The following is a 26,152-nucleotide window of genomic DNA, read 5'->3' on the forward strand; positions in this document are numbered from 1 at the left end:
GGCTTGTCCACGCTTCTCCCCAGGCGATGCGTCGGTGGCGCCTAAGGCCGGAGCGCCGGCTCTGATAGGGTCCGGCGCATGTCACAGCGCCCCGCCCGATCGGTCCCCAAGACCGGCGCCGCCCCGTCGGATTACACGACGAGTGCCGCCATCCTCGATACCGCCGGCGCCACGCCGATGATGGCGCAGTATATCGAGATCAAAGCGGCCAATACCGATTGCCTCCTGTTCTACCGAATGGGGGACTTCTACGAACTGTTCTTCGAAGACGCGGAGATCGCCTCGCGGGCGCTCGGCATCGTGTTGACCAAGCGCGGCAAGCATGCCGGGGCCGACATTCCCATGTGTGGCGTGCCGGTGGAACGCTCGGACGATTATCTCAGTCGCCTCATCGCCCTCGGGCACCGGGTGGCCGTCTGCGCCCAGACCGAGGACCCCGCCGAGGCCAAGAAGCGCGGTCCCAGATCCGTGGTCCGGCGCGAGGTCGTCCGCCTCGTCACCCCCGGCACCATCACCGAGGACCGGCTACTCGACCCGGCCCGCGCCAACGTTCTGCTCGCCATCGGCCGCCGGAAGGTGGCGGATGCCAGCTTCGTCTACGGATTGGCGGTGCTCGACATCTCCACCGGCCGGTTCTCCTTGAGTGAAGTCCCAGGTACCGAACTCGGCGCGGCCATCGCCCGGCACGAGCCGCGCGAGATCGTCCTGTCGGAAGTGATCCATGCCGACCCGGCCCTGGCCCGGCTCTGGCGCGAGATTCCGGCCCCGGTGACGCCCCTGCCGCAGGGCGAACTCGAACCGGCCTCGGCCGAGCGCCGGATCAAGGCGCAGTTCGGCGTGTCCACACTCGACGGCTTCGGCCAGTTCGGCCGGGCCGAGATCGCCGCGGCGGGCGCCGCGCTGCTCTACGTCGAGCGGACCCAGATCGGCGCCCGCCCGACCCTGTCGCCGCCGACCCGCGAGGCCACCGGCGCGACCCTCGCCATCGACGCCTCGACCCGCGCCAACCTCGAACTCACCCGGACCCTGTCGGGCGAACGCCGGGGCAGCCTGCTCGATGCCATCGACCGCACGGTGTCGGCGAGCGGAGCCCGGCTGCTGGCCGAACAGCTCGCCGGTCCGCTCACGGATCTGGCCGCCATCCACCGCCGGCACGCGGCCGTCGCCTATCTCGTCGAGGACGGGCCGTTGCGGACCCTATGCCGGGAGATTCTGGCCCGTGCGCCCGATCTCGCCCGCGCTTTGTCGCGCCTCGGGCTCGGGCGCGGCGGACCGCGCGACCTCGCCGCCCTGCGCGATGGGCTCGACGCCGCACAGGGGTTGGCCGCCCGGCTCGACGGGCTCGTCGGCTTGCCGGACGATCTGGCGTCCCTCGCGGAGCGGCTCCTCGCCGTCGATGCCGAACTGGTCTCATCGCTCCACGCAGCCCTGGCCGACGACCTGCCGCTGAAGCGGACGGACGGGGGCTTCGTGCGCGCGGGCCACGACCCGCAGATCGACGAGGCCCGCCTGCTCGGCCAGGACTCGCGAAAGGTCATCGCGGCGTTGCAGTCCCGCTATGCCGAGGAGACCGGCTGCCGCACCCTGCGGATCAAGCACAACAACATGCTCGGCTATTACATCGAGGTGCCGCAATCCGTCGGCGAGGGCTGCCTCAAGGGGGTCATGCGCGAGACCTTCATCCATCGCCAGACCATGGTCGATGCGATGCGGTTCACCAGCGTCGAACTGGGCGAACTGGAAGGCCGGATCGCCGGTGCGTCCGACCGGGCCCTGGCGCTGGAAAGCGCTCTGTTCGACGCGCTGTCCAGCCGCATCCTGGCCCAGGCCGCCGGCATCGCCAACGTCGCCGAGGCGCTGGCGGGCCTCGATGTCGCGTCGTCTCACGCCGATCTGGCGGTGGAGCGCGACTGGCGCCGGCCGGTGGTGGATGACGGCTACGGTTTCGTCGTCGAAGGCGGGCGTCACCCGGTGGTGGAGGCGGCCCTGCGCCAATCGGGCGAGCCCTTCATCGCCAACGATTGTGACCTGAGCGGCGAGGGCAGGGGACGCATCCGCCTCATCACCGGCCCGAACATGGGCGGCAAGTCGACGTATCTCCGCCAGAATGCCCTCATCGCCGTGCTGGCGCAGATCGGTGCGTTCGTGCCGGCGGCCCATGTCCGGCTCGGTCTCGTCGACCGGCTGTTCTCCCGGGTGGGCGCGGCCGACGACCTCGCGCGCGGACAATCGACCTTCATGGTCGAAATGGTGGAGACGGCAGCGATCCTGAATCAGGCGACCCGTCGCTCCCTGGTGATCCTCGACGAGATCGGGCGCGGCACCGCGACCTTCGACGGTCTCTCCATCGCCTGGGCGTGCCTCGAGCATCTGCACGAGCAGAACGGCTGCCGGGCGCTGTTCGCGACGCATTTCCACGAGCTCACGGCGTTGGGCCAGCGCCTGGCGCATCTCGACAATGCCACGCTGAAGGTCGCCGAGCACAAGGGCGAAGTCGTGTTCCTGCACGAAGTCGTCCCGGGGGTCGCCGAGCGGTCCTACGGGCTTCAGGTCGCCCGGCTCGCCGGATTGCCGGCCGGCGTCATCGCGCGGGCCGGGTCGATCCTGAAGAACCTGGAAAAGGCGGAGCGCGACCGCCCGGTCCGCCCGCGCATCGACGATCTCCCATTGTTCGCCGCCCTCGCGCCGCCACCGCTGCCGGAGGCCCCGGCCGAGCCACCCGACGATGCGTTGCGCCTGGCGCTCGACGACATCGATCCGGATGCGCTCACTCCGCGCGAAGCGCTGGAGGCGCTCTACAAGCTGAAGGCGGTGCAGAGCGCGCGGCCGTGAGATCGTTTCACGTACGGCGCGAAAGCTCGCTCAGTGGCGCGGATCGGACCGATCGTCCGCTTTGCCATCCGCTGCGAGGCTGAAGCCGTCCAGCCCCTCCAAGGTCGGGTTGTGGCCGGCCCGGCATTCCGCGACGTAACGCAGCGCGCCCGCCACCACGCGTTCGGAATAGGGCTTGGCGATCACCCCCAGGGCACCGGCGAAATCATCGGGGATCCGCTTGGCGTTGGCTGTCATGAAAACCACGGTGGTGCGCGGATCGGCGCTCAAGGCGCGCGCCACCGCGACCCCGGTCGGTCCGTCGATCAGGTGAATGTCGACGAGGGCCACGTCCGGTGTCATCGCGCGGCCCATGGCGATCGCCTCCTGCGAACTGCCGGCCACCCCCACGGTGACGTAGCCGAGATCGTCGAGCAGGCATTCGAGCTCGAGGGCGATCAGGACCTCGTCTTCGACCACGAGAATGCGCAAGGCGGGCTCTGGCATCATTGCGTCGGCCGATACGGTTCCGGGCCGGTCCCGATCTCGCCGACCGAGCTCTGCAGCGAGATCGCATCGAGCGGAACCGTGATCTCGACTCGGGTTCCCGGCAGGCTCTCGCTCCACACGATGACGCCGCGGAGCTGGCGCACCACCATCTCCACGAGGGAGCGTCCGAACCCACCCGGATTCGGGACACCCGACGACAGCCCGATCCCGTCATCCTCGATCAGCATGCGTAGACCCTCCGCGCAATGCTGAGCCGTGATGGTGACGCGGCCCGCGCGCTTGTCGGGGAAGGCGTGGCGCACGGCATTGGTGGCGAGTTCGTGCATCATCAACGCCAGAGGAGCCGCCATCGCGGCGGACACGGCGATGGAATCGATCTCCGCGTGGACCTCCGTGGAGGCGTTGTCGATGCCCGCAACCAGGTCCGACACGAAGTCGTCGGCGAATTCCTGAAGGTTGAAACGGGTGACGTCGCCGGCGGAGTAGAGCATGCGATGCACCGTCGACAGGGCACCGATCCGCTCGGCCATGCCGTGCAGCGCGTCGCGCGCGTCGCCCTGCGGGGTCCGCCGCGCCTTGAGCAGCATCAGCGAGGAGATCACCTGGAGGTTGTTCTTGACCCGATGATCGACCTCATGGAGCAGCGCCGTCTTCTGCTCCAGGGCGGCCCGGAGGTCCGCCGTATGTTCCTCGACCCGCCGCTCGAGATCGAGATTGGCGTGTTTCATGGCGACTTCGAGACTGTGCTTGCCGGTCATGTCGGCCTGCGCCGCGAAGAAATGCGAGACCTGCCCGGCGGCATCGCGTACCGGCGCGATGGTCATGCCGTTCCAGAAGGTCGACCCGTCCTTGCGGTAATTGACGAGTTCGAGCTCGATCGTACGGTTTGCGTCGATGGCGGCGCGCAACCGAGCCACCTCCGACTGATCGGTCTCCGGTCCCTGGAACATCCGACAATTGCGACCGATGATTTCGTCGCGGGCATAGCCGGTGAGGGTCAGGAACGCGTCGTTGGCCCAGACCATCGGATTGTCGGGCTGATGCGGGTCGGTCAGCACCATCGGGGTCGGGCTCGCGGTGAAGGCCGCAGCGAATGCGCCCTCTCCGATGGGCGCCTCGGGGCGTTCGGGCGATCCTTGCGGAGAATACGCAGGCGTCGGCCTATCGATCATCGCGTCATTCGACCAAGACGATTCATGCGGTCCCACGGGTGGGCGGTGTGAGAAAAGGACATCGTGGTTCGTCGCGCTACGCGCTCAGTCTGTCTGTGAGCTTGCGTCCCACTTTCGGTGCGCGTCAACGAAAATGGATCACGGCCCCAGGTCGGACCTGCCCGACCAACAGTAAATTCCTGCCGAGCCTGTTAAGAGTTCATCAGCCATTCTCTTCAAGGCTGCCACAGGCTCAGCGCCCACCGACGGTCCGGCCGCCGCGGCGCTGGCAAAACACGGCCGATCGCGGCCTGTCACGCATTGCCGGTACCAAGCGCCGCCGGTCTCCAGGAGTTCCACGCCATGGCGTTCAGCCGCGCACGTTCCGGCCTGGCGATGCGAGACATCCTCGAAGACCCGCGCATCCTCCTGATGCTGGCCTTGGGGTTCGCGTGCGGCCTGCCGATCCTTCTTGTGTTTTCCACCCTCTCGGCCTGGCTCGCTACCGCCGGCATCCAACGCACCAGCATCGGTCTCCTGTCCTACGTCTCCTTCGCCTATTCGGTGAAGTTCCTGTGGGCCCCGGTGATCGACCGGGTCGATCTGCCGGTCCTAGCGCGGTTCCTCGGGCGGCGGCGCGCCTGGATGGTCCTGGCACAGGTCGGCGTCGCGGTGGGGCTCGTCGGCATGAGCCAGGGTAACCCGGCGGCGTCGCTGAGCTTCATCGTGATCTGCGCCCTCATCACCGCCTTCGCCTCCGCGACGCAGGACATCGTGGTCGATTCCTGGCGCATCGATGCGGCGCCGACGGAGCGCCAGGGCGTGATGCTCGGTGCCTATCAGTTCGGGTACGCCATCGCGCGCGCGGTGGCCGGGGCCGGAGCGCTCTACATCGCGCAGGGGGCCGGCTGGGAACTCGCCTATGGCAGCATGGCCGTGCTGATGCTCGTCGGCATGATCGCGGCGTTCCTGGCCCCACGGCAGGACCCTGAACCGGTCCAGACCGGGCCGCGCAGCCTGTCGACCACCCTGAAGATCGCGGTGGTCGAGCCGTTCTCGGATCTGCTGCGCCGCAAGGGCCTGCGGCTGTTGCCGATCCTCGCCCTCATCATGCTCTACCGGCTGCCGGACATCATCTCCGGCGTGATGGCCCAGCCTTTCTACATCGAGCAGGGCTTCACGCTCACCGAGATCGCCAACGTCACCAAGGTCTATGGTGTGGTGGTGGGCGTTCTCGGAGCGCTGGCGGGCGGGTACGCGGTGATGCGTCTCGGTCTCCAGGCCTCCCTGATGATCGGCGGCATCGCGGCGGCGGCCTCCAACCTGATGTTCTCCTGGTTGGCGCTCGCCGGGCACGATACGAACCTGTTCGTGCTCAGCATCTCCATCGACAATTTCGCCGGCAGCTTCGCCGGCACGGCGCTCATCGCCTACATGTCGAGTCTTGCCGCCCCGGGGTTCGTGGCGACGCAATATGCGCTCCTGTCCTCGCTCTATGCCCTGCCGGGCAAGTTCGTCGGCGGGTTCTCGGGCTACATGGTCGACGCGATGGGATATCCGGTGTTTTTCGCGGCCTCCGCCTGCATCGGCATCCCGGTGGCGCTCCTGTGCCTGGTCCTGATCATCCTGCGCGAAGGCGTGGTCGAGACCGCGGATGTGCCGCTTCACGCCGAGCCGCCCATCGCGGCCAAGGTGTGATCGCGGAACCAAGCCGGTGGCCTCGGGCTTGCTCTGACAAGCGGGCACCAGGCCCGAAATTGGGGACCGTATCGTGAGCAACATCACCCGCATGGACGACACCGCTTCGACCGAGATGGAGCGGGAAGCGTTTCCCGAACTGAGCGATGCCGATCTGGCTGCTCTGCGGCGTGCCGTCTCCGTCCTCGAGAATCCGGGTCTCGCCGCGCGCCTGTCGGCTGCGGCCGGCGCCCCCCTCGACATGATCGGCCGTGCTTTGCCGGCGCCAGTGACCGATGCCGTGTCGCGGGCCACCGAGAGTGCGATGCGGACGTCTCTTCGCGTCGCCCTCGCGACGCTTCCCGAAGCCAGGACGCCCAAGCTGGACGCAGCCGCGTTGGACGCGATTCTGGAGGGCGGGCCGGTGGGTGCGTCGGCACCCGAATCGACGTTGTCCAAGGCGACCAACCGCTTCGCCCGGTTCCTGCCGTCGAGCGATTTCAGCCACAAGGCGCTCGCCGCCCTCTCGGGCGCGGTCGGGGGTGCCTTCGGCCTGGCGACGCTGGCCGTCGAACTTCCGGTCTCGACGACGCTGATGCTGCGCTCCATCGCCCAGATCGCGCGGGAGGAGGGCGAGGACCTCTCGGATCCGGCGAATGCGCTCGCCTGCGTCCAGGTGTTCGCCCTCGGCGGTCGCGGCGGCGACAGTGCGCTGACCGAGAGCGGATACTTCGCGGTGCGGGCCGCGCTGGCCAAGACCATGGCCGAGGCCGCGCGCTATGCCGGCAACCGGGCGCTCCTCGACGAGGCCGCGCCGGCGCTGATCCGCTTCTCGGCGCAGATCGCAGCGCGATTCGGTATCGTGGTCTCGCAGAAGGTCGCGGCGCAGGCGGTGCCGATCCTCGGCGCATTCGGGGGCGCGGCGGTCAATGCGGCCTTCATGGACCATTTCCAGGCGACCGCACGCGCCCACTTCACCGTCCGCCGTCTGGAACGCGCCTACGGCGCCCCGGCCGTGCGGATCGCCTACGACCAGCAGAAGGCTTCGCTGGCCGCCTGACTCTCAGGCGGCGGGGTAGCGCGCCTGCAGCAGGGCATGGACGAGGCGCGCGGTCTGCACCTCGCCACCCTCGGGCCGGCCCGGCTTCGTCGTCGGGTTCCAGCCATAGAGATCGAAGTGGACATGCGCCCGCGTCGCAGGTGCAAAGCGGCGCAGGAACAGCGCCGCTACGATGGCCCCGGCGAACGGCCCGTTCGAGACGTTGTTGAGGTCCGCCACCTTCGAATCGAGCAGGCCGGCATAGGGCGTGTGCAGTGGCAGGCGCCAGACCGGATCGGCCACCGCCAGGGCCGCCTTCGACACCGCGAGCGCCAGGTCATCGTCCTCGGTGAAGAAGGCCGGGAGGTCCGGCCCCAACGCCACGCGGGCGGCCCCGGTGAGGGTGGCGAAGTCGATCAGCAGATCGGGTGCCTCGGCATCGGCGAGCGCCAAGGCGTCGGCGAGAATCAGCCGGCCCTCCGCATCGGTATTGCCGATCTCCACGGTGAGCCCGGCGCGACTGCGGATCACGTCGCCCGGCCGGAAGGCATCACCCGCGATGGCATTCTCCACCGCCGGAATGATCAGCCGGAAGCTGATCTTCAGCCCCGAGCCCATCACCATGTCGGCGGCGGCGATGGCGGCGGCGGCGCCACCCATGTCCTTCTTCATCAGGAGCATGCCGCTCGGCGGCTTGATGTCGAGGCCGCCCGTGTCGAAGGAGACCCCCTTGCCGACGAGGGTGACACGCGGCGCATCCGACGCACCCCACCGAAGGTCGATGAGGCGCGATGCCCGCGGCGAGGCGACACCGACCGCGTGGACGAGGGGAAACTCGCGGGCGAGGGCGTCCCCCGTCGTAACCGTGACCGTCGCACCGTGGCGCTCGGCCAGGGCGCGCACGGCGGCCTCGATCTCGGCCGGGCCGAGATCGTTCGCAGGCGTGTTGACGAGGTCGCGGCCGAGAGCGACGGCGCGCGCGATCCGCGTCATCGCCTCGGCATCGATGCCGTCGGGGGCGACGAGGCCGGGGCGCTCCGCGTCCGGGTCCCGGTAGCGGGTGAAGCGGTAGCCGCCGAGCAGCCAGGCCAGGGCCGCCTCCGCCGCATCGACGCCCTCGGCCGGTTCGAACCGATAGGCACCCGGGGGGAGGGCGGCCGGCAGCTTACCGGCGATGAAACGGTCCGCGGTCTTCGCCGCCGGATCGCCGAGCCCGAACAGGACCGCACCGAGCGTGCCGTCCGCGGCGGGGAGGAGCGCCACCCGGCCAGCCTTCGGCTGGAAGTCCACCGCGTGGGCATAGGCCGCCTGGACCGATGGAAGATTGCCCGCGATGTCGGCCCAGTTAGCCGGAGTGACGCACAGGATGGGGGTCGCGGCGGTGCCACGGGTCAGCAGGTCGCTCAGGGGAATGCTCCGACGGGTCCGACGCGGCACGAAGGTTAACCGCGAATTAGGGTTAACCATCTATCACCACCGCACTGGTGGCGTGAAGCGTCGACCGGAATCGTCGGTGCGGAGCGGGTGATGGTCACGGCGAACTTCGAGAAGTCCCGTTTTGCCGAGATCCGGCTGTCCTCGCGCATCGTCGGGGTGATGCTGGTGGCCGTGCTCGCGACCGGCTGCCAGTCGCGCGGCGGGCCCGAGACCACAGGATCGATCGGAGGCATGTCGCTTCCCTCCTTCGGCCGACCCCAAAGCCAGGGTGTGATCACGCGGCGCGAGGTCGAGAGCCTCGGCGAGAAATACGCGGCCGATTCCAACGACATCGCGCTGGCCGTGCGCTACGCGCAGGCCCTGCGTGCAACCAACCAAAAGACCCAGGCGGTCGCCGTCCTGCAACAGGTGGCCCTGCGCAATCCGAAGAACACGGCAGTCCTGGCCGCCTATGGCAAAAGTCTCGCCGAGGTCGGGCGTTTCAACGAGGCCGCCGAAGTCCTGCAGAACGCCCACACCCCGGCACGTCCCGATTGGCGGGTGCTGTCGGCGCAAGGCGCGGTCGCCGACCAGCTCGGCGATCACGCCAGGGCGCAGGGCTATTATGAGGCGGCCCTGAAGATCCAGCCGAACGACCCGGTGATCCTGTCGAATCTCGGCCTGTCCTTCATGCTGGCGCGGCAGCTGCCCCAGGCGGAAAGCTCGCTGCGCCTCGCCGCCGGCCAGCCGGGTGCCGATGCCCGCGTGCGCCAGAATCTCGCCCTCGTGCTCGGCCTGCAGGGCAAGTTCGCGGATGCGGAGGCTGTTTCGCGCCAGGATCTGACGCCCGAGGAATCCGCCGCCAACGCGGCCTCCCTCAAACGCTTCGTCGCGCAGCCCACCAGCGTGAGGGCGATCAAGGCCTCGGACGCCCGCGCCAGGGCCGCCGATCGCGGCTGAGTGGCCCGCTAAGCGGTCATCGGAACGGACAAGAACGCGCTGGCCGCATCCTGTCCGTCCTCGAACACCCCCGCGGTGAGCACCCGTCCGAACACGCAGCCGGTGTCGAGATTGGTCCGGAACGGCCGACATTCGGGCTTGCCGGTCTTCTGCGGCGTGTGGCCGTGGACGACGTGGCGACCGAAATCGTAATCCTCGGTGGTGAACGGCGCGCGAATCCAAAGCCGCGTGGCTTCGTCCGGATCGATGCCGCGACGACCCGGGCGAAACCCAGCATGGACGTAATAGTGCCGCGCATCGGCATGGACGGTCGGCAGACCTGAGAGCCAGGCGAGTACGTCGTGCGGCAGGTTCTCGGGATCGTCCACCCCGAAGGCGGCCAGGGTCGCATCGCCGCCATTGTCGATCCAGGTCGATGCGCCGAGGGCGTCGCGATACGCCTCCAGCATCATCGCTTCATGGTTTCCCATGAGGCAGATCACGGCCTCCGGCTCCGCCGCCTGACGCTCGCGCAGGATGCGGAGGACAGCGACACTGTCGGGCCCGCGATCGACGTAATCTCCCAAAAAGATCAGCGTGCGCGAGCGGCCCTGCGCATGCCGCTCGATCTCGGCAAGCAGGCGGACGAGGGCGTCGGCGCATCCGTGGATGTCGCCGACGGCGTAAGTCAAAGTGGTCATCGCTGGTGTGGGCGACCCGCCGTCAGGCCACGCGCGCGGCCGGAGCGACCGCCTTGGTTGCTCCCGGTTCCGCCACAGCGGGCTTTGCGGCGGCCGGCTCAGGCACGGTGGCCTTTACCGCTGCCGATTCCGGTGCTGGCGGCTTTGCGGCTACCGATGGCGTTGCGGGCGGCTTTGCTGCGGCTTGTTCCGGGACCGGTGTCTTTGCTGCGCCCGGCTCGACCACTTCGTCGGTGTGCACGTCGAACTTCGCCAAAAGCGCGGTGCTGAAGCTCGTGGAGATCGCCACGTCGGTGGCGTCGCGACCGCGCGCGATCACGATCCGGCCGATCCGGCGCCGATTGTTACGCGCATCGAACGTGTACCATCTGTCATCGAGATAGACCTCGAACCAAGCCGAGAAATCCGGCGGCGGCACCACGGGCACGCCGATATCGCCGAGATAGCCGGTGCAATAGCGGGCCGGGATGTTGAGGCAACGACAGAACGCGACTGCCAGGTGGGCATAGTCACGGCAGACGCCGCGCTGCTGGCTATAGGCGTCGAAGGCCGTGCGGGTCGCGTCGGCTTCCTGATAGTTGAACTTGATGTGGGTGTGGACGAAGTCGCACACCGCCTGCACACGGGCCCAGCCTTCCGGCGTCGAACCGAACAGCGACCACGCGATGTCGGACAGGCGATCGGTATCGCAGTAACGGCTCCCGAGCAGGAACGGCATCACCTCGTCGGGCAGGTCCTGCACCGGATGTTGGCGCGCATCCGGGACCACCACGTCGAGTTCGCCGGAATCGGAAATCACGAAATCCGTCGAGACCGTGATGCGGCCGCCCGGCGCGAGGATGCGGGTGCAGATGTTGCCGAACGGGTCGAGGTGCTGCTTGGCCTCCACCGGCGGATCGAACGTCATCACCTCGGGGGTCACGATATCGGAGTGCCGGGACGGGTGCACGCTGAGCAGGAACATCATCGGCGTCGGGCCGTAGGTGTCGTAGGAGATCGCGTAGCCGGTCCGAATTTTCATTGAGCGATCCACCTTGGAAAAACAACCGAACACACTGCCCGGCAGATGCCTATTCACGGTCTCATATCACTTCGGTCCACCCGAAGAATTTTAGTTTTTTAAGGTCGAGCGCTGATCTCACCGGACATCAGAAAATATTAGATCCAATTTCTGTCAGCCTATAGTGTCACGACTTACGCTTCGATCGTTTTGCCCGATCTCTATAACGACGCAACGCATTCGACCGATCCTTTGTTTCCGGCGTTTCGACAAGCTTTCGCGGAATCGCTGGCCGATTGCGCACCACCGGTGCCATCGTCCCGTTCGCTGGCCGGTTTTCGAGCGCGGCAGTGCCGCCATCGGTGAGGACCGACGACACGCGCCGAGACCTCCCGACCGGAAGAAACACGCCGTACGAGGAGGAACGCAAAATCCGCACCAGCGGGTCCGGTCGCGGCGACCGGGCAGTCTGGACGATGATCCGTTCAGCCGAAGATGTCCCTCAGCGGAAGATCTGGATCATCGCCGGTGTCAGGATCACCACGAACAGGACCGGCAGGAAGAACAGGATCATCGGCACCGTCAGTTTCGGCGGCAGAGCGGCGGCTTTCTTCTCGGCTTCGTTCATCCGGCTGTCGCGGCTCTCCTGCGAGAGCACGCGCAAGGCCTGACCGATGGGGGTGCCGTAGCGCTCGGCCTGGATCAGGGCCGTGGTGACGGCCTTGACCGGATCGAGCCCGACCCGGTTGGCGAGGTTCTCATAGGCGAGGCGGCGATCCGGCAGGTAGGAGAGTTCCGCCGTCATCACCGCGAGTTCTTCGGCGAGGACCACCGACTGGGTGACGATCTCGATGCTGACCCGCTTGAACGCATGTTCCACCGACATGCCGGACTCGACGCAGATCAGCGTCAGGTCGAGGGCGTCGGGCCACCCCTTGCGGATGTCGGTCTGGCGCTTCTTGGCCACGTTCAGCAGGTAGAGTTCCGGTGCCTTGATGCCGAGCAGCAGGACGGCGATCACGATCATCAGGCGTATGGCGAAGGGCTGGTCGAGCACCTGCAATATGAAGACGTAGAAGATCGCCACCACCGCGAGAACGATCGGCGTGACCATGCGGAAGAACAGGAAGCCGGTCTCGGCACCGGTGGAGCGGTAGCCCGCCATCTGGAGCTGTTTCTTCGCCGTCTCGGTGCCGAGCCAGCGCGTCAGGTTGAACCGCTCGACGACGCGCTTCATGTAGACCTTCGGGGCCACGCGCAGGGTGGCCTTGCTCGACAGGCGTTCGCGCTCGCGCCGGCGGATCTCCTCGCGCTCCTCGCCCACGAGCTTCATCCGCTTGCCGAGCCGGTCGGGCTCGAACATCGGCTGCAGCAGCGTGAACGCGGTGGCCGCCGCGGCAATGCCGGTGAGCACCATGGCGAGAAAGCGGGGGTCGGTGACCTTGGCGGCGAGGGCGTCCAACATGGGTGCTTCTCTGCGGAATCCGGCCGTAAGAGCGATCCCGGGATCGCCATCGGGTTTGGCGACGATCAGACGTCGAAGCTGATCATCTTCTTCATGGTGAAGATGCCGAGCGACATCCAGATTGCGGAGGCCACCAAAGCCATCTTGCCGATATCGGTGAGCCACAGCAGCGAGATGTAGTCGGGACTGGAGACGTAGGTCAGGGTCGCGACGATGAACGGCAGCGCGGCGATGATGCCTCCCGAGGCCTTGGCCTCCATGCTCATCGCCTGGATCTTGCCCGCCATCTTCTTGCGCTCGCGCAGCACGCGCGACAGGTTCGACAGAGCCTCCGACAGGTTGCCGCCGGACTTGGCCTGAACGCCGATGACGATGGCGAAGAAGTTCACGTCGGAGACCGGGACGCGCTCGTACATCTTCACCAGGGCATCGCCGAGGGAGAGGCCGAGAGTCTGAGCCTCGACCACGGTCCGGAACTCGGATCGGATCGGCTCCTCGGCCTCGCGCGAGATGATGCGGAAGCAGTCGCCCACGGGAATGCCGGCACGGACGCCACGCGTGATGATGTCGATGGCGGTGGGCAGTTCCTTGATGAAGGCGGCGATGCGCCGCTTGCGCCGGAAGCTGAGAAACCATTGCGGCAGGCCGAACCCGCCGACGAAGATCGCGCCCAGTCCGGCGATCACGTTGCCGCTCACGATGAAGATCAGCATCGCGAGGAACAGTGCCGAGACGACCGAGACGACATAGAACGTCCGCTGCGTCCATGCGAGACCGGCGCGCTGGAGCTTGAGCTCGAGCGTGACCTTCGTGCCCTGCTTCTTGGCCTCGACCTCCTTGAGGCTTTTCGCCACCTGATCGCGCCGGCTGACGATCGTGGCGCGGCTGACGCTGGAGGTCACCACGCTCATCGCCTTGCGCCGCTCGACGGAGCGTCGCTCACCGGAGAGGTAAGGCAGAACGAAGACGTAGGCGACACCACCGGCGGCGAGCGCCGCGAGACCGGCCGCGAGCGGAATGTTGAGGCCGCTCATGGCCGGCGCCCGGTCCGATGAGGCGTGGGCCGGGCCATCATGCGCCCCCGCTGAGATCGGCAGCGGCGTCGAGGGCCTCGGCCAGGGCCTTCTCCTCGCCGTAGTAGCGCGCGCGCTCCCAGAAGCGCGGGCGGCCGATGCCGGTGGAGCGGTGGCGGCCGATGAGCTTGCCGTTCGCATCCTCGCCGAGCACGTCGTACAGGAACAGATCCTGCGTGATGATCACGTCGCCTTCCAAGCCCATCACTTCGGTGATGTGGGTGATGCGGCGCGAGCCGTCGCGCAGGCGCGTCGCCTGCACGATCACGTCGATCGACCCGACGATCATCTCGCGCAGGGTGCGCGAGGGCAGGCTGAAGCCACCCATGGTGATCATCGATTCGATACGGGCGAGCGCCTCGCGCGGCGAGTTGGCGTGCAGCGTCCCCATCGAGCCGTCATGGCCGGTGTTCATGGCCTGGAGGAGATCGAACGCCTCCGGGCCGCGCACCTCGCCGACGATGATGCGCTCGGGCCGCATGCGCAGGCAGTTCTTCACCAGGTCGCGCATCGTGATCTGGCCCGACCCTTCCATGTTGGGCGGGCGCGTTTCGAGGCGCACCACGTGGGCCTGCTGGAGCTGGAGCTCGGCGGCGTCCTCGCAGGTGATGATGCGTTCGTCTTCGTCGATATAGCGCGTCAGACAGTTGAGCAGGGTGGTCTTGCCCGAGCCGGTGCCGCCCGAGATCACGACGTTGCAGCGCACCCGTCCGATGATCTGGAGAATGCGCGCCCCCTCCGGCGAGATCGCCCCGAAGGTGACGAGCTGGTCGAGGGTGAGCTTGTCCTTCTTGAACTTACGGATGGTCAGCACCGGGCCGTCGATGGCCAGTGGCGGTGCGATGATGTTGACGCGCGAGCCGTCCGGTAGGCGGGCGTCACAGATCGGCGACGATTCGTCGACGCGCCGGCCGACCTGGCTCACGATCCGCTGGCAGATGTTCATCAGCTGCTGGTTGTCGCGGAACCGCACATTGGTGAGCTGGATCTTGCCGCCGACTTCGATGAAGGCGCGGTTAGCCCCGTTGACCATGATGTCGGCGATGTCGTCGCGCGCCAGCAACGGCTCGAGCGGACCATAGCCGAGCACGTCGTTGCAGATGTCGTCGAGCAGTTCCTCCTGCTCGGCGATGGAGAGGACGATGTTCTTGAGGCCGATGATCTCCGAGACGATGTCGCGGATTTCCTCGCGCGCCGCGTCCGCTTCGAGGCGTGAGAGCTGCGAAAGATCGATGGCCTCGATCAGCGCACCGAAGATCATGCTCTTGGTGCGGAAATAGTCCTCCGACTTCGGTGCCTCCTTGACAATACCGACGGGCTCGGGCCGCTTCGACAGCTCGACCTTGGGGCGCGAACTCTGGTCGTCGTGCACCGGCGACGGGGCCGCCTTGGGCGTACTCGGAACCGGCGGGGAGATCTGCGCCGCCGCAGTGCCGGCGCGTCTACCGAACATGACACGGTCTCCCGGACAGAGGGGCGAAGGGAATCGATGCGCGCATCAGGACGCCTTGCGCCGGGTGAGCTTCGACAGCAGCGGTTCGAACAGGCTTTGGCGCCCCTTCCGGACCTCGGTCCGGCCGATGAGGTTGGCCGCCAGCATCGAGAACACCTCCGCCGCCTTGGCGCCGGATTGGATCTCGGCCAGCATCTGACCATTGTTGGCCGCGGTGCCGAACAGGGCCGGATCGAACGGGATGCTCGCCGCGAGGGTGGCATCGAGCGCCTTGGCGAACTCCGCCGCGCCGATCTCGGGACGCTTCGGGATGCCGACGCCATTGAGGATGACGCGCGCCTTGTGATCGTTCGGCCGGTTCTGCTGCAGCAGGGTCAGGAGGTTCTTGGTGTTGCGCAGGGATGAGAGTTCGGGGCTCGCGACTACGACGATCTCGTCCGCCGCGATCAGGAGATGGCGCGACCACGCGGTCCACTGGTGCGGCACGTCGAGGACGATGCACGGCACGGCGGCCCGCAGGAGATCGATGAGGTTGTCGAAGGCGGCCTCGGTGAGATCCGTCGTCCGGTCCAGGGTCGCCGGCGCGGCGAGCAGGGTGAGGTTGTCGCTGCATTTGGACAGCAACCGGTCGAGCAGGTTCGCGTCGAGCCGCTCGGGCGCGAACACCGCCTCGGCGATGCCCTGGGGCGGGTCCTGGTTGAAGTTGAGGCTCGCGGTGCCGAAGGCGATGTCGAGGTCTGCGATCACCGTCGCGGTGTCCTGCTCGCGCGCGATCGTCCAGGCGAGGTTGTGGGCGACCGTCGAGGCGCCGACGCCGCCCTTCGCGCCGACGACCGCGATGGTCCGGCCCACCGGCTTCGCACCGGGTGCGCAGAACAGGTCGGAGACCGCCTGAATCAGCGCGATCGGGTCCACCGGCGCCATCAGGTATTCGCTGACGCCGCGTTGGATGAACTGGCGATAGAGGCTCACGTCGTTGACGTGGCCGATGACCACGACCTTGGTGCCCTCGTCGCAGACTTCCGCGAGGGTATCGAGGCATTCGAGCGGGCGTGATTTCGCGCCCTGGGTCTCGATGATGATGACGTTGGGGGTCGGCGCATGGCGGTAGGCTTCCACCGCCGCCGGTCCGCCGCCCATCTGAACCTTGATGTGCGCCTTCCCCATGCGCCGATCCGAGCCGGCGGCCTCGATCAACGCCGCGGTATCCGACGTCTCGCAGAACGCCTGGATCGTGATCCGCGGCACCGGTGCGATGGTGCGCTCGGGCGACTCGTTCAGGTCCGGCATGAGTGGTTTTCCGGTTCGGGTTGCCGCCGAGGAGGGAGCGGGTGAATCACGTCGCAGGGTCGCCGAGGCGGTGGTGCGGGCTGGTCAGTTCGACACCTGCGACTTGACCGAGTTCTTCCCATCCTGACGCCATTCGATTGACGGATCCTTGCCTTCCCTGACGGAATTGATGTCCCGGACCCGCCGGACCGTATCGATGCGTCCCTCGGGACGGCCGCGCACCAGATCGATGGGATCGGCGACCTGCGCCGCCACGTTGGATTGCATGGCGCAACCGAGATTCCAGTGGGTCTCGTTGCGTCCGCTGAAGCCGGCATCGCCGACGCCGAGGTCCTGCGGCCAGACCCCGCATTGGCTCGCCACCTTCGCCTCCATGCGCTGGAAGCTGAGGCGCAGGGGCGCGGCCAGGGCCGGATTGGCGACCGCATAGCTCGTGACCGCCCATTGCCGCGCGCCGATGCCCGCATCGGCACCGAGATGGCGGATCGCCGCGCCGGTGCGCTCCACCGCCGCCCCGAGGGCCGGCGATACGCCGCGGGGCATGTCGATCAGCAGGGTACCGCGGCCATAGCGGCGATATTCGAGGAGGAAGGCGTCGATATCGGCAGCCTGGCGCGGATCGAGATGTCCGGTCCCGGTGGCGAAGATGTCGAGGCTGCGCGCGTCGTCGGCCAGGACGATCGGGTGTCGGGCGCGATAATCGGTCGGGTAGAGCGAGCCGGTGGTGGCCGCCCGGTCGGCGTGGCAGGCCCCGAGGCCGGCGGCCAGGGCAGTGAGCGCGACGAGCGCCATCGGAGTGCGGAGGAACGAGGGAGGCATCGCTTCAGGTCCTAGGGTGCCGTGGCCGCGTCGCAGGTCTGGGGTGGAGATCGGTTCGGTGCAGTGCCTTGCGGCGCCCGCCGGTCAGTCGGTGATGAAGCCGACGCGACCGCGATAGGCGTTCCCGAGGGGAGCCGCTCCGGCGGCGCCATAGAGGCGGTTGACCCGGCCGAGCAGGATGGCCTGCGCGTCTTGGGAATCGACGAAGCCGTCATCGGGCCGCACCGCCTGCCGGGCTTCCATCGGCTTGGCGATGAACGGCGTCACCATGATCATCAGCTCCGTTTCCTGGCGCTGGTAGTCGCGCGAGCGGAACAGGGCGCCGATGATCGGCAGGTTGATGAGGCCGGGCAGGCCGGAGATCGCCGTCTTGTTGCGCTGCTGGATCAGGCCCGCCGTCATCATCGTGGCGCCGGAAGCGAGTTCGATGGTGGTCTCGGAGCTGCGGACGGTGAAGGCGGGAATCGCCGAGTTGACCGCGTTGCTGCCAGTACCGAATGCGAGGTTCAGAGAGTTCTGCTGGTCGATCTCGGTGACGTCGGTCGCCACGCGGATTGAGATTCGGTTCTCCGCCAGGACCACCGGTGTGAAGCTGAGGCTGACACCGTAGGGCTTGAAGGCAATGCTCGGTGTGCAGGTCTGGACACCGACGCCCTGGGTACAGGACAGGTTGGACGGCACCGGAAGCTGGCCGCCGGCGGTGAACTTGGCGGCTTCGCCCGAAATCGCCGTGAGGGTCGGTTCGGCGAGGACGCGCGAGACGCCGGCCTGCTCGAACGCCTTCAAGGTTGCGGTCAGGCTTGCGCCGCCCGTGCCATTGATGGTTCCGGAGAGGATATTGCCGTTCGGGAACTGACCTCCGTTGAGCGCCAGCGGCGTGGTGTTCGAGAGGTTGAGGCCGGACCAGCTTCCGTTCAGATTGACGCCGAACTGCTTGAGCACCGTGCGCGCCACCTCGACCACGGTGACGCGCAGCATCACCTGATCCTTGTTGCGGATCGTCAGGTTGTTGATGACGGCGCCCTTCGAGACGGAGCCGCCGCCGGCGCCGGACGACTGGCCGACGAAGCCATTGGTGATGTCGAGCGCCTGGGCCGCCTCGGAGGCCGAGTTCACCGAACCCGACAGGATGATCGAGCCGCCGGCAGGACGGACGTCGAAACGGCCGCCGGGAATGCTTTGCCGCAGGATCTGCTGGAGTTCGCCGAGATTGAGGTTCTGCGCCACGGTGACGTCGAGCGCCGTGATCTGGCGGCCTTCGCCGTCCATGATGAAGATCGAGGTCGCCCCGTTCTCGATGCCGATGAGAAAGACCTTCCGGGTCGAGCGCACCACCGCATTGGCGACCTTCGGATTGGCGACGAAGACCTCCTTGGCATCGCGCGGCAGGTCGATGACCACCGAGCGGCCCATGGTGAGGTCGATCTTGCGGGAGGTCGCGGTCTCGTTCGCGCCCACCGACAGGACGGGGGCTGCGGTCATCTGCGGCTGTGCGACGGCGGGGGCCAGAGACGCCCAGGCCGCGAGCACCAAGCCCGCCAGCGTGGTCGGTGCCGATTGCCGGCCCGCTGCGATCCGTGGTTTCAAAGTCATCGACGAATCCTCTGTGATCGGGTCTGGCACGGGGCTCAGCGGCGCGACTGCTGTAGCGAGACGCCGAAACGGACCACGGTCAGGGCCGTCTCCGGCCGTTCGTCGAGGGCGGGATCGACGGGTCGGCCGCTGTCGACGAGGCTGCGGAGCGACAGGGAGAGCTGCCCGACCTTCTGGCCGAGGGTGACCAGTTCGGCCTGGACCGGCGTGAGGGCGAGGGTCGCGGTCTCACCGGTGACGACGTTGGTGCCGTTCTTTTCCTGGACGATCTGGCCGATGGCCAGCACGCGCACGTCCTGGATCAGGGTCTCCGACACCTGCGTATCGCCACCGCCGCCGCGCGACGCTTCCTCGTCGCGATAGGTCCGGATCACGTCGACATGGTCGTTGGGGAGGATGAAGCCGCCGGCCGAGCTCGAGCCCCGCGTATCGGTGGTGATGGCGACGGCGCGCATGCCGGCCGGCAGGATCGCGGCCATGAAGCCACCATCGGAGCGCGCGAGCTTCTGCGGGCGGATCGGCTCGCCGGCGAGAAAGCCGGAGCGGGTCACCGACCCGGCCATCTCTTCCATGCCTTTGGGGGAGGTCGTGCGGGTGATGTAGCCGGCCGCGATCGCCTGATCGGGCCAGGGCTGCCAGCGCATGTCCGCGACTTGGAGGTTCTGCCCCATCGGCAGCTCGGCCGCCGCGACGAGGACGTCGGTGACCGGGATGGTCGGCGGTGGCACCGCGATCGCGGTGGGAGGCGCGGGCGGCTTGTCCTCGCCGCTCATCAGGAGCGCGGCGCCACCACCGGCGACGAGCGCAATCGCGAGAACGGCAAGTCGTGCTGGTTTCATCGCCGAGGTGAACCTGAGGCCGGCGGAGCGCCGTGTGCCCGGACGCTAGACCTGAATTCCTCAAGTTACGGTTAACGATCTCTCTCCGTCGGCCAACGCGGTCTGTCCTGAACCGGGGCCGCCCTGCGACCTGCCTCAGGCCGCAAGGGCTCGCATCCACATGGCGGTATCGGGCATCACCAGCAGCGCCGAGACGGCGAGCGCGATGCCGTAGGGTACGCCCGTCTTCTGATCGTGGAGGTGCAGCGCGAAGGGCAGGCGCGCCAGCAGCGCCGGCAGCGGATAGGCGCGGGCGAGCAGGATGCCCAGCGTCAGGGCGCCGCCCGCGATCGACGCCAGGAGGAGGTAATCGGCGAGACGGTCGAAGCCGACCCACAGGGCGGTCGCCGCCGCGAGCTTGGCGTCGCCGCCGCCGATGAATCCGAGGGCGAAAAGCGTGAAGGTCACGGCCAGGGTCGCCGCCGCCGCGCCGAAATGACCGGCGAGGTCGGACCATCCCATGCCGGTGGTCACCGCGAACAGGCCAAACGCCGCGATCAACACGAGCGAGATCGCATTCGGGATCAGCATCGTGAGGAGGTCCCTGGCGGCCGCATAGGCCATCAGGAACGGAAACACGACGAAGAGGCTGAGGCTGGCCATGACGCTCCCTGTCGACCGTCGTCCTGCAAAACGATCGTCCAAATCGATCGCCGTGGAAAAGCTGAATTCAACACCGGGCGCTCCGATCATCGGGAGAGCGGCGGGCATCCGTCGTCATGTTGGGTTTCGGGCGTCGATAGGACCGGTCAACCGATCGTCCGATCGCGTAGTATCCGCAACGCGAAGCGTGCTCGACCCCAACACAAGAGGATCGAGCACGCTTTCACGCAGCGCAGAAGCCGGATTGGACGATCGGTCGATACGCCACCGATCGTCGTCCGCCTACCAAATCGCGCACCGGAGACGCGTTTGAGCGGTGCGGACTTAGGAGGTCTTGAGGCTCGTGGCGACGGCGCCGAGAGTGGCCTTGAGGTTCGTGCCGACGGTGCCGAGGACCGTGATGATGGCGACGGCGATGAGCGAGGCGATCAGGCCGTACTCGATGGCGGTGGCGCCGGACTCGTCGGCTGCGAAGCGCTTGAAGATCTTTGTCATGATGGAAAGCCCCGTTTACTTGGCCATTGAAACACTGCGGTCGAAGGTGGATCGGCTCCGACCGGCGACGTCTTCAACATACGGCTCGGCCGTTGCGATTGGGTTAAACGGGCTGGCGAAAAACGGAGCTACGGTCGCCAATGTAGGCATGGTAAAAAGTTTATGACTTAACGCGCATTTGATCGACCGAACCTGCCTAAATCAGATCCTTTATTACTAAATTAAAATTTTCCCGCCGGGGTCGCCCCGCTCGTCAGGTCGCGGGCGGACGCTTTTCATTGGACTTTTTACCCGGCAAGTCGCGCGCACCGGCAAGCCCTGGAGCAGTGCTTAGGGCTTCGTTTACCACCCACATGGCTAATGAACCTCAAACCTGAGCGCGAGAGCACACCGGCGGTTGCAGCGCCACCGCCTCGACGAGCGATGGTGTTCAGTCCGGTGCGAGTGTTTGTCCGATGCGCGATCGACCGAGTTCCCCACACATCCTGATCCGGGGCGCAGCGGCCGTTCTGCTGGCGCTCCTAGCCGGCATGACCCATGGACGGGCGGCGGAGGTGACGCCGGTGGTGGTCGCGGTGACGGTGGACAACGCCAAGGTGATCCGCCTGCCGGATCGGACCCAGACCGTGATCGTCGGCAATCCGATCATCGCCGACGTCTCGCTGCAGAAGAACGGCGTCCTGATCCTAACGGGCAAGAGCTTCGGCGCGACCAACCTGATCGCCCTCGACGCCGCGGGCACGATGCTCGCCGAGTCGACGATCAGCGTGCAGGCGCCCCAGGCCTCCGTTATCACCGTGCAGCGTGGGCTCGAGCGCGAATCCTATTCCTGTACGCCGAATTGCCAGCCTTCGGTCCAGCTCGGCGATTCCAACAAGTATTTTGGCGAGGTCAGCAGCCAGGCCGATGCCCGCCGCATGTTGGCGACCGGCAGTTCCAAGTAGAGACCGCCTCCCAATAATCGCGCGGCGAAGGTCGATACGAACAAGGCCGGAGCATGGACCCGGCCTTGTTCGTTTCCGTTCCGGTCTCGAGGGCGGCGCGGTCAGATCGTCTGGTTGTAGGCTCCGACGCTCGTGTTCTCGCGCAGGACGCCGTCCACCGCCTTGAACATCTCGTGCAGGCGGGCCTCGGATACCGGGCTTTCGATCACCACCACGAGTTCGGGCTTGTTCGAGGAGGCACGCACCAGCCCCCAGGTTCCATCCTCGGTGGTCACGCGGATGCCGTTCACGGTGACGATGTCGATGATTTTCGACCCGCCGATCGTCTCGCCGGCCGCATGCATCGCCTTCAGGCGGGCGGTGACGGTATCGACGACCCCGTACTTCACCTCATCGGCGCAATGGGGCGACATGGTCGGCGAGCCCCAGGTCTTGGGGAGGGCCCGGTAGAGGTCGGCCATCGACACGCCCGGGTTGCGATCGAGCATCTCGATCACCGCGATGGCCGTCAGCAGGCCGTCGTCGTAGCCGCGCCCGATCGGCTCGTTGAAGAAGAAGTGCCCGGACTTCTCGAATCCGGCGAGCGCGCCGAGTTCGTTGACCCGGCGCTTGATGTAGGAGTGGCCGGTTTTCCAGTAATCCGTCCGGACGCTCTGCGCCTGTAGCTCCGGATCGGTATGGTAGAGCCCGGTCGACTTGACGTCGACCACGAAGGTCGCGCCGGGGTGAAGCTTCGACAGATCGCGCGCCAGCATGACGCCGATCTTGTCGGCGAAGATCTCTTCGCCCTCGTTGTCGACGACGCCGCACCGGTCACCATCGCCATCGAAGCCGAGGCCGATATCGGCCCCCGTCTCCTTCACCTTGGCGGCGATGGCATGGAGCATCTCCATGTCCTCGGGGTTCGGGTTGTAGCGCGGGAAGGTATAGTCGGGCGAGACATCGAGGGGCACCACTTCGACCCCGAGCGCTTCGAGCAGCTTCGGTGCGAAGGCGCCGGCAGTGCCGTTGCCGCAGGCGGCGACGACCTTGAGTTTTCGCGAGATCGGCTTTGCGCGGGTCTTCAGGTCGTTGAGGTAGACCTGCGAGAAGCCTTCGACGAACTCGTAGGCGCCGCCGTCGCGGTACTGGTAGGTACCGCCGAGCACGATCTCCTTGAGCCGGCCCATCTCCTCTGGCCCGAAGGTCATCGGCCGGTTGGCGCCCATCTTCACGCCGGTCCAGCCATTGTCGTTGTGCGAGGCGGTGACCATCGCGACGCAGGGACAATCGAGGGCGAACTGCCCGAAATAGGCCATCGGCGACAGGGCGAGGCCGACATCCTTCACCCGGAGGCCGGCCGCCTGCATGCCGGCGATGAGCGCGAGCTTGATCGACGCGGAATAGGCGCGGAAATCGTGGCCGGTGACGATGTCGGGTCGGATGCCCATCTCGTGCACCAGCGTGCCGATGCCGAGCCCGAGCGCCTGGACGCCCATCAGGTTGATCTCGTCGGGGAACAGCCAGCGGGCATCGTATTCGCGAAAGCCCGTGGGCTTCACCAGCGGCAGCTGCTCGAATTCGAAGGTGTTCGGGGTCAGTGCGGCTTGCGGCTTCGGAAACATCGCGGGCCCTCGTCGTCACGGTGTGGCGTCGATGCGGCTTAGCCGACGGTCCGCCGGACGGCAAAGGGTATCACCCGCGCAAGGTCAGCCGGCCATTCGCCATGCTGAACTCCGACAGGCGCCGCAAGAACGACATGCCGAGGAGGCTGGTCGCGAGGCGGCCTCGCGGCATCACCACCGCGTCCACGGCCTGGACCGTGATCGTCCCGACCCGAATCGTCCCGATGCGGACGGTCGCCGCGAGGATCGTCCCGTTTGCCGTCTGGATCGGATGGCTGAAATCCCGCTCGCTGAATCGCAGACCGGCGCGTTGCGCGTCTTCATAGGTGAAGGTGCAGACCGTGGCGCCGGTATCCAGCAGCATGCGCAGGTGCGCGCCGTCGATCGTCGCATCGGCGGCAAAGTGGCCCCCGCCATCGGCGAACAGCGTCAGGGCATTGCGTAAGACTTCGTTGGCGGGAGCAGCGCCGGCTCGCGCCGGATCCGGTCGCGTCTGAACCGTCTCGACCGCCGGAGCGACGCGATCGATCTTCGAAACGATGCTCACGCCCCACAAAGCCGCGACACCCGTCACGCCCAACGCCCATACGATCGGTCGCGTCATCCGTTCCACCCGCGCCACACCGCCCGAGTGCTACGGCCGTCCTGGTGAAGGAACCTGTGCCGCGAAGACCGAACCCACTTCGGATTCACCGGCTATGGTTGAAACATCGGTAGGCCGATCGGCACAAATTAGAGGATGTCGTCGTTCGGTCCGGTTCCATTACAGGGCCGGACACACGTTGCACGACAGGGGACTTGGCGCTATACGCCGTCCTCGCGCCCGCCAGACACCCTTGGAGGCACGGGCGCAATCGGGGATCGGGGCACGGCCGTCCGTTTCGGGCGGCCTTTCGCGTTCCTCGGGTTGTTCAATCACTTAAAGGATCACGCCATGAGCGCAGTCAAGACGCTTGAGGCCGTGGCACGCGACCGGGTCGGCAAGGGGGCCGCCCGGGCCGTTCGTCGCCAGGGCCACGTTCCCGCCGTCATCTACGGTGGCGGCCAGGCCCCGCAGGCCATTGCCATCGACCTCATCCGCACCCGTACCCTGATCTATGCCGGCGGCTTCAAGACGACGCTGTTCGAGATCAATGCCGGCGGCAAGAAGACCCGTGCGATCCCGCGCGACTTCCAGCTCGACCCGGTCACCGGCGTGCCGATGCATGTCGACTTCCTGCGCGTCGTCGCCGGCCAGTCGATCACCGTCGAAGTGCCGGTGCACTTCCTGAACGAAGACGCGGCGCCCGGCATCAAGCAGAAGGGCGGCACGCTCAACATCGTGCTTCACACCCTGGCCCTGGAAGTCGCCCCCGACGCGATCCCCGAGGCGGTCGAGATCGACCTCACCGGCCGCGAGATCGGTGACGCGATCCACATCGCCGACGTGAAGCTGCCCTCCGGCGCGACCTTCACCGGCGAGCCGGATGCCACGGTCGCCAACGTCGTGCCGCCGACCGTGCTCGGCGCCGAGGTCGAGGCCGAAGAGGCCGCGATCGCCGAGGCTCAGTCCGCCGAGGCCGCCGAGGAGAAGGCCGAAGAGGCCGCCGAAGAAGAGGCCGCCGAGGACGAGAAGAAGGAGGACTGAAACCAGGGTTCTCCCCGGTTTCATGGTCCAGAGGATGCCCCGGCCGTCAGGCTGGGGCATCGCCGTTTTGGGCATCGGTCCAGAGGGTGGAGTCCGGTTCTCGGGACAGCCGGCCCGGAATCCAGAATAAGGACAGGAAGACCCGCGCGATGCGCCTGATCGTCGGCCTCGGCAATCCCGGTTCCCGCTACGCCAGGAATCGCCACAACATCGGTTTCCTGGCCGTCGACGCGATCGCGCGCGTCCACCGCGCCGGCCCCTGGCGGAAGAAATTCCAGGGCGAGATCGCCGAAGTGGCGCTCGGGTCCGAACGCGCCATCCTGCTCAAGCCGCAGACCTTCATGAACGATTCGGGGCGCTCGGTGTCGGAAGCGCAGCGCTTCTACAAGATCGCGCTCGGCGACGTGATCGTGCTCCATGACGAACTCGACCTCGCGCCGGCCAAGCTCCGGGTGAAGAGCGGTGGCGGCAATGCCGGCCATAACGGTTTGCGCTCGATCACGGCGCAATGCGGCAACGACTATCGCCGGGTCCGCCTCGGCATCGGTCATCCGGGCGACAAGGCGCTGGTCCATGCCTATGTGCTGAACGATTTCGGCAAGGGTGAGGAAGCCTGGGTCGACGACCTCGACCGAGCCATCGCCGACCACGCCGCACTCCTGGCCGCCGGCGAGGATGCGAGCTTCCAGAACAAGGTACACCTCGCCATGGCCGGGCGCGGCTGGGACGACGTCAAGCAGGTCAACGCCCGCGATTGACACGAAAACACGAGGACACGATAGCGATGTCCGAAGCGGGCGCGGAGGTTGCGGTGAAGTACGTGACGGTGACGATGGACGCGGCGATCCTGCACCGCGCGCACGTCGCCGCGCCGCGCGATGGCAAGAGCCTGTCCACCTTCATCGCCGAAATGGTCGAGCGGCGCGTCGGTCGTCCGCTCTTTCAGAGAACGGCGCTCGACAGTTTCCTCGCGGGACCGCCGCTTCATCTTCTCGACGCGGATCGCCGAGCGCCGATACGCGATCAAGCCGACGATGACGAGTGACATCGGATCGGTTCGAGGC

General features: G+C 67.1%; 23 protein-coding genes and 1 pseudogene. 8 read left to right on the forward strand and 16 right to left on the reverse strand.

The window, feature by feature from the left end:
- The first annotated feature begins 78 nt into the window (after window positions 1–78).
- Window positions 79–2,832, forward strand: coding sequence for a DNA mismatch repair protein MutS (mutS, locus tag G3T14_RS01790; protein WP_163639432.1), 2,754 nt, complete (start codon window positions 79–81; stop codon window positions 2,830–2,832).
- 30 nt (window positions 2,833–2,862) lie between these two features.
- Here mutS and G3T14_RS01795 read toward each other — a convergent pair whose 3' ends face one another.
- Both G3T14_RS01795 and G3T14_RS01800 read right to left on the reverse strand, forming a co-directional pair.
- A complete protein-coding gene (locus G3T14_RS01795; RefSeq protein ID WP_163639433.1) occupies window positions 2,863–3,321 on the reverse strand; it encodes a response regulator in 459 nt (152 codons plus the stop codon).
- Window positions 3,318–4,493 carry a PAS domain-containing protein gene (locus G3T14_RS01800; protein WP_163639434.1) on the reverse strand — a complete coding sequence of 392 codons (1,176 nt, stop codon included), beginning with the start codon at window positions 4,491–4,493 and terminating at the stop codon, window positions 3,318–3,320. Before G3T14_RS01800 ends, G3T14_RS01795 begins: the two co-directional genes overlap by 4 nt.
- Window positions 4,494–4,835: 342 nt before the next feature.
- On the opposite strand from G3T14_RS01800, the gene G3T14_RS01805 reads away from it, so the two are divergent.
- Window positions 4,836–6,170: an MFS transporter gene (locus G3T14_RS01805; protein ID WP_163639435.1), complete on the forward strand. Its 1,335-nt coding sequence runs from the start codon at window positions 4,836–4,838 to the stop codon at window positions 6,168–6,170.
- A gap of 91 nt (window positions 6,171–6,261) precedes the next feature.
- A complete protein-coding gene (locus G3T14_RS01810; protein ID WP_163639743.1) occupies window positions 6,262–7,209 on the forward strand; it encodes an EcsC family protein in 948 nt (315 codons plus the stop codon).
- Between the two features lie 3 nt (window positions 7,210–7,212).
- Here G3T14_RS01810 and G3T14_RS01815 read toward each other — a convergent pair whose 3' ends face one another.
- Window positions 7,213–8,625 carry a leucyl aminopeptidase family protein gene (locus G3T14_RS01815; protein WP_348645193.1) on the reverse strand — a complete coding sequence of 471 codons (1,413 nt, stop codon included), beginning with the start codon at window positions 8,623–8,625 and terminating at the stop codon, window positions 7,213–7,215.
- 90 nt (window positions 8,626–8,715) lie between these two features.
- On the opposite strand from G3T14_RS01815, the gene G3T14_RS01820 reads away from it, so the two are divergent.
- A complete protein-coding gene (locus tag G3T14_RS01820; protein WP_163639437.1) occupies window positions 8,716–9,564 on the forward strand; it encodes a tetratricopeptide repeat protein in 849 nt (282 codons plus the stop codon).
- Between the two features lie 8 nt (window positions 9,565–9,572).
- Here G3T14_RS01820 and G3T14_RS01825 read toward each other — a convergent pair whose 3' ends face one another.
- From G3T14_RS01825 to G3T14_RS01875, 11 genes and pseudogenes are all read right to left on the reverse strand, one after another.
- Window positions 9,573–10,244: a metallophosphoesterase family protein gene (locus G3T14_RS01825; RefSeq protein WP_163639438.1), complete on the reverse strand. Its 672-nt coding sequence runs from the start codon at window positions 10,242–10,244 to the stop codon at window positions 9,573–9,575.
- A gap of 217 nt (window positions 10,245–10,461) precedes the next feature.
- Window positions 10,462–11,265: pseudogene (locus G3T14_RS01830) on the reverse strand (transglutaminase family protein); the annotation flags it as partial.
- 481 nt (window positions 11,266–11,746) lie between these two features.
- Complete coding sequence (locus G3T14_RS01835; protein WP_163639439.1) at window positions 11,747–12,709, reverse strand: type II secretion system F family protein; 963 nt, start codon at window positions 12,707–12,709, stop codon at window positions 11,747–11,749.
- Between the two features lie 65 nt (window positions 12,710–12,774).
- Entirely contained in the window at window positions 12,775–13,743 is a 969-nt protein-coding gene (locus G3T14_RS01840) for a type II secretion system F family protein (protein ID WP_163639441.1), read from the reverse strand.
- A 37-nt stretch (window positions 13,744–13,780) separates the two neighbouring features.
- Window positions 13,781–15,235 (reverse strand): CpaF family protein, encoded by a 1,455-nt coding sequence (locus G3T14_RS01845; RefSeq protein WP_163639443.1) that lies wholly within the window; start codon window positions 15,233–15,235, stop codon window positions 13,781–13,783.
- 45 nt (window positions 15,236–15,280) lie between these two features.
- Window positions 15,281–16,525 (reverse strand): AAA family ATPase, encoded by a 1,245-nt coding sequence (locus G3T14_RS01850; RefSeq protein ID WP_163639445.1) that lies wholly within the window; start codon window positions 16,523–16,525, stop codon window positions 15,281–15,283.
- Between the two features lie 84 nt (window positions 16,526–16,609).
- Entirely contained in the window at window positions 16,610–17,344 is a 735-nt protein-coding gene (locus tag G3T14_RS01855; RefSeq protein ID WP_163639447.1) for a CpaD family pilus assembly protein, read from the reverse strand.
- A gap of 84 nt (window positions 17,345–17,428) precedes the next feature.
- Window positions 17,429–18,937: a type II and III secretion system protein family protein gene (locus G3T14_RS01860; protein ID WP_163639449.1), complete on the reverse strand. Its 1,509-nt coding sequence runs from the start codon at window positions 18,935–18,937 to the stop codon at window positions 17,429–17,431.
- Window positions 18,938–18,972: 35 nt separating this feature from the next.
- Window positions 18,973–19,776 carry a Flp pilus assembly protein CpaB gene (gene cpaB / locus G3T14_RS01865; protein ID WP_163639450.1) on the reverse strand — a complete coding sequence of 268 codons (804 nt, stop codon included), beginning with the start codon at window positions 19,774–19,776 and terminating at the stop codon, window positions 18,973–18,975.
- A 135-nt stretch (window positions 19,777–19,911) separates the two neighbouring features.
- Window positions 19,912–20,418: a prepilin peptidase gene (locus G3T14_RS01870; RefSeq protein WP_163639452.1), complete on the reverse strand. Its 507-nt coding sequence runs from the start codon at window positions 20,416–20,418 to the stop codon at window positions 19,912–19,914.
- Window positions 20,419–20,742: 324 nt separating this feature from the next.
- The gene (locus G3T14_RS01875) at window positions 20,743–20,913 is read right to left on the reverse strand and encodes a Flp family type IVb pilin (protein ID WP_163639454.1); all 171 of its coding nucleotides are present in this window, start codon (window positions 20,911–20,913) and stop codon (window positions 20,743–20,745) included.
- A gap of 530 nt (window positions 20,914–21,443) precedes the next feature.
- Here G3T14_RS01875 and G3T14_RS01880 point away from each other — a divergent pair.
- Entirely contained in the window at window positions 21,444–21,857 is a 414-nt protein-coding gene (locus G3T14_RS01880) for a pilus assembly protein N-terminal domain-containing protein (protein WP_246732871.1), read from the forward strand.
- A gap of 101 nt (window positions 21,858–21,958) precedes the next feature.
- On the opposite strand, the gene G3T14_RS01885 is transcribed toward G3T14_RS01880, so the two are convergent.
- Together G3T14_RS01885 and G3T14_RS01890 are read right to left on the reverse strand one after the other, a co-directional pair.
- Window positions 21,959–23,461, reverse strand: a complete 1,503-nt coding sequence (locus G3T14_RS01885) for a phosphomannomutase/phosphoglucomutase (protein ID WP_163639458.1) — start codon at window positions 23,459–23,461, stop codon at window positions 21,959–21,961.
- A gap of 70 nt (window positions 23,462–23,531) precedes the next feature.
- On the reverse strand, window positions 23,532–24,065 hold the full coding sequence (locus G3T14_RS01890) for a TIGR02281 family clan AA aspartic protease (RefSeq protein ID WP_163639460.1): 534 nt from the start codon (window positions 24,063–24,065) through the stop codon (window positions 23,532–23,534).
- A 330-nt stretch (window positions 24,066–24,395) separates the two neighbouring features.
- Between G3T14_RS01890 and G3T14_RS01895 the strand changes: the two genes are divergently transcribed.
- The 3 genes from G3T14_RS01895 (at window position 24,396) to G3T14_RS01905 (ending at window position 26,133) form a co-directional block, all read left to right on the forward strand.
- Window positions 24,396–25,088, forward strand: a complete 693-nt coding sequence (locus tag G3T14_RS01895; protein ID WP_163639462.1) for a 50S ribosomal protein L25/general stress protein Ctc — start codon at window positions 24,396–24,398, stop codon at window positions 25,086–25,088.
- Window positions 25,089–25,237: 149 nt separating this feature from the next.
- A complete protein-coding gene (pth, locus tag G3T14_RS01900) occupies window positions 25,238–25,846 on the forward strand; it encodes an aminoacyl-tRNA hydrolase (protein WP_163639464.1) in 609 nt (202 codons plus the stop codon).
- A gap of 26 nt (window positions 25,847–25,872) precedes the next feature.
- Window positions 25,873–26,133: a hypothetical protein gene (locus G3T14_RS01905; RefSeq protein ID WP_246732857.1), complete on the forward strand. Its 261-nt coding sequence runs from the start codon at window positions 25,873–25,875 to the stop codon at window positions 26,131–26,133.
- Window positions 26,134–26,152: the final 19 nt, after the last annotated feature.

The sequence above is a fragment of the Methylobacterium sp. BTF04 genome (assembly GCF_010692745.1).
In the GTDB taxonomy this organism is placed as follows: domain Bacteria; phylum Pseudomonadota; class Alphaproteobacteria; order Rhizobiales; family Beijerinckiaceae; genus Methylobacterium.

Coding starts and splice junctions, on each gene's coding strand:
- mutS (WP_163639432.1), top strand. CDS start 79: ATGTCACAGCGCCCCGCCCGATCGGTCCCCAAGACCGGCGCCGCCCCG.
- G3T14_RS01795 (WP_163639433.1), bottom strand. CDS start 3,321: ATGATGCCAGAGCCCGCCTTGCGCATTCTCGTGGTCGAAGACGAGGTC.
- G3T14_RS01800 (WP_163639434.1), bottom strand. CDS start 4,493: ATGATCGATAGGCCGACGCCTGCGTATTCTCCGCAAGGATCGCCCGAA.
- G3T14_RS01805 (WP_163639435.1), top strand. CDS start 4,836: ATGGCGTTCAGCCGCGCACGTTCCGGCCTGGCGATGCGAGACATCCTC.
- G3T14_RS01810 (WP_163639743.1), top strand. CDS start 6,262: ATGGACGACACCGCTTCGACCGAGATGGAGCGGGAAGCGTTTCCCGAA.
- G3T14_RS01820 (WP_163639437.1), top strand. CDS start 8,716: ATGGTCACGGCGAACTTCGAGAAGTCCCGTTTTGCCGAGATCCGGCTG.
- G3T14_RS01825 (WP_163639438.1), bottom strand. CDS start 10,244: ATGACCACTTTGACTTACGCCGTCGGCGACATCCACGGATGCGCCGAC.
- G3T14_RS01835 (WP_163639439.1), bottom strand. CDS start 12,709: ATGTTGGACGCCCTCGCCGCCAAGGTCACCGACCCCCGCTTTCTCGCC.
- G3T14_RS01840 (WP_163639441.1), bottom strand. CDS start 13,743: ATGAGCGGCCTCAACATTCCGCTCGCGGCCGGTCTCGCGGCGCTCGCC.
- G3T14_RS01845 (WP_163639443.1), bottom strand. CDS start 15,235: ATGTTCGGTAGACGCGCCGGCACTGCGGCGGCGCAGATCTCCCCGCCG.
- G3T14_RS01850 (WP_163639445.1), bottom strand. CDS start 16,525: ATGCCGGACCTGAACGAGTCGCCCGAGCGCACCATCGCACCGGTGCCG.
- G3T14_RS01855 (WP_163639447.1), bottom strand. CDS start 17,344: ATGCCTCCCTCGTTCCTCCGCACTCCGATGGCGCTCGTCGCGCTCACT.
- G3T14_RS01860 (WP_163639449.1), bottom strand. CDS start 18,937: ATGACTTTGAAACCACGGATCGCAGCGGGCCGGCAATCGGCACCGACC.
- cpaB (WP_163639450.1), bottom strand. CDS start 19,776: ATGAAACCAGCACGACTTGCCGTTCTCGCGATTGCGCTCGTCGCCGGT.
- G3T14_RS01870 (WP_163639452.1), bottom strand. CDS start 20,418: ATGGCCAGCCTCAGCCTCTTCGTCGTGTTTCCGTTCCTGATGGCCTAT.
- G3T14_RS01875 (WP_163639454.1), bottom strand. CDS start 20,913: ATGACAAAGATCTTCAAGCGCTTCGCAGCCGACGAGTCCGGCGCCACC.
- G3T14_RS01880 (WP_246732871.1), top strand. CDS start 21,444: ATGACCCATGGACGGGCGGCGGAGGTGACGCCGGTGGTGGTCGCGGTG.
- G3T14_RS01885 (WP_163639458.1), bottom strand. CDS start 23,461: ATGTTTCCGAAGCCGCAAGCCGCACTGACCCCGAACACCTTCGAATTC.
- G3T14_RS01890 (WP_163639460.1), bottom strand. CDS start 24,065: ATGACGCGACCGATCGTATGGGCGTTGGGCGTGACGGGTGTCGCGGCT.
- G3T14_RS01895 (WP_163639462.1), top strand. CDS start 24,396: ATGAGCGCAGTCAAGACGCTTGAGGCCGTGGCACGCGACCGGGTCGGC.
- pth (WP_163639464.1), top strand. CDS start 25,238: ATGCGCCTGATCGTCGGCCTCGGCAATCCCGGTTCCCGCTACGCCAGG.
- G3T14_RS01905 (WP_246732857.1), top strand. CDS start 25,873: ATGTCCGAAGCGGGCGCGGAGGTTGCGGTGAAGTACGTGACGGTGACG.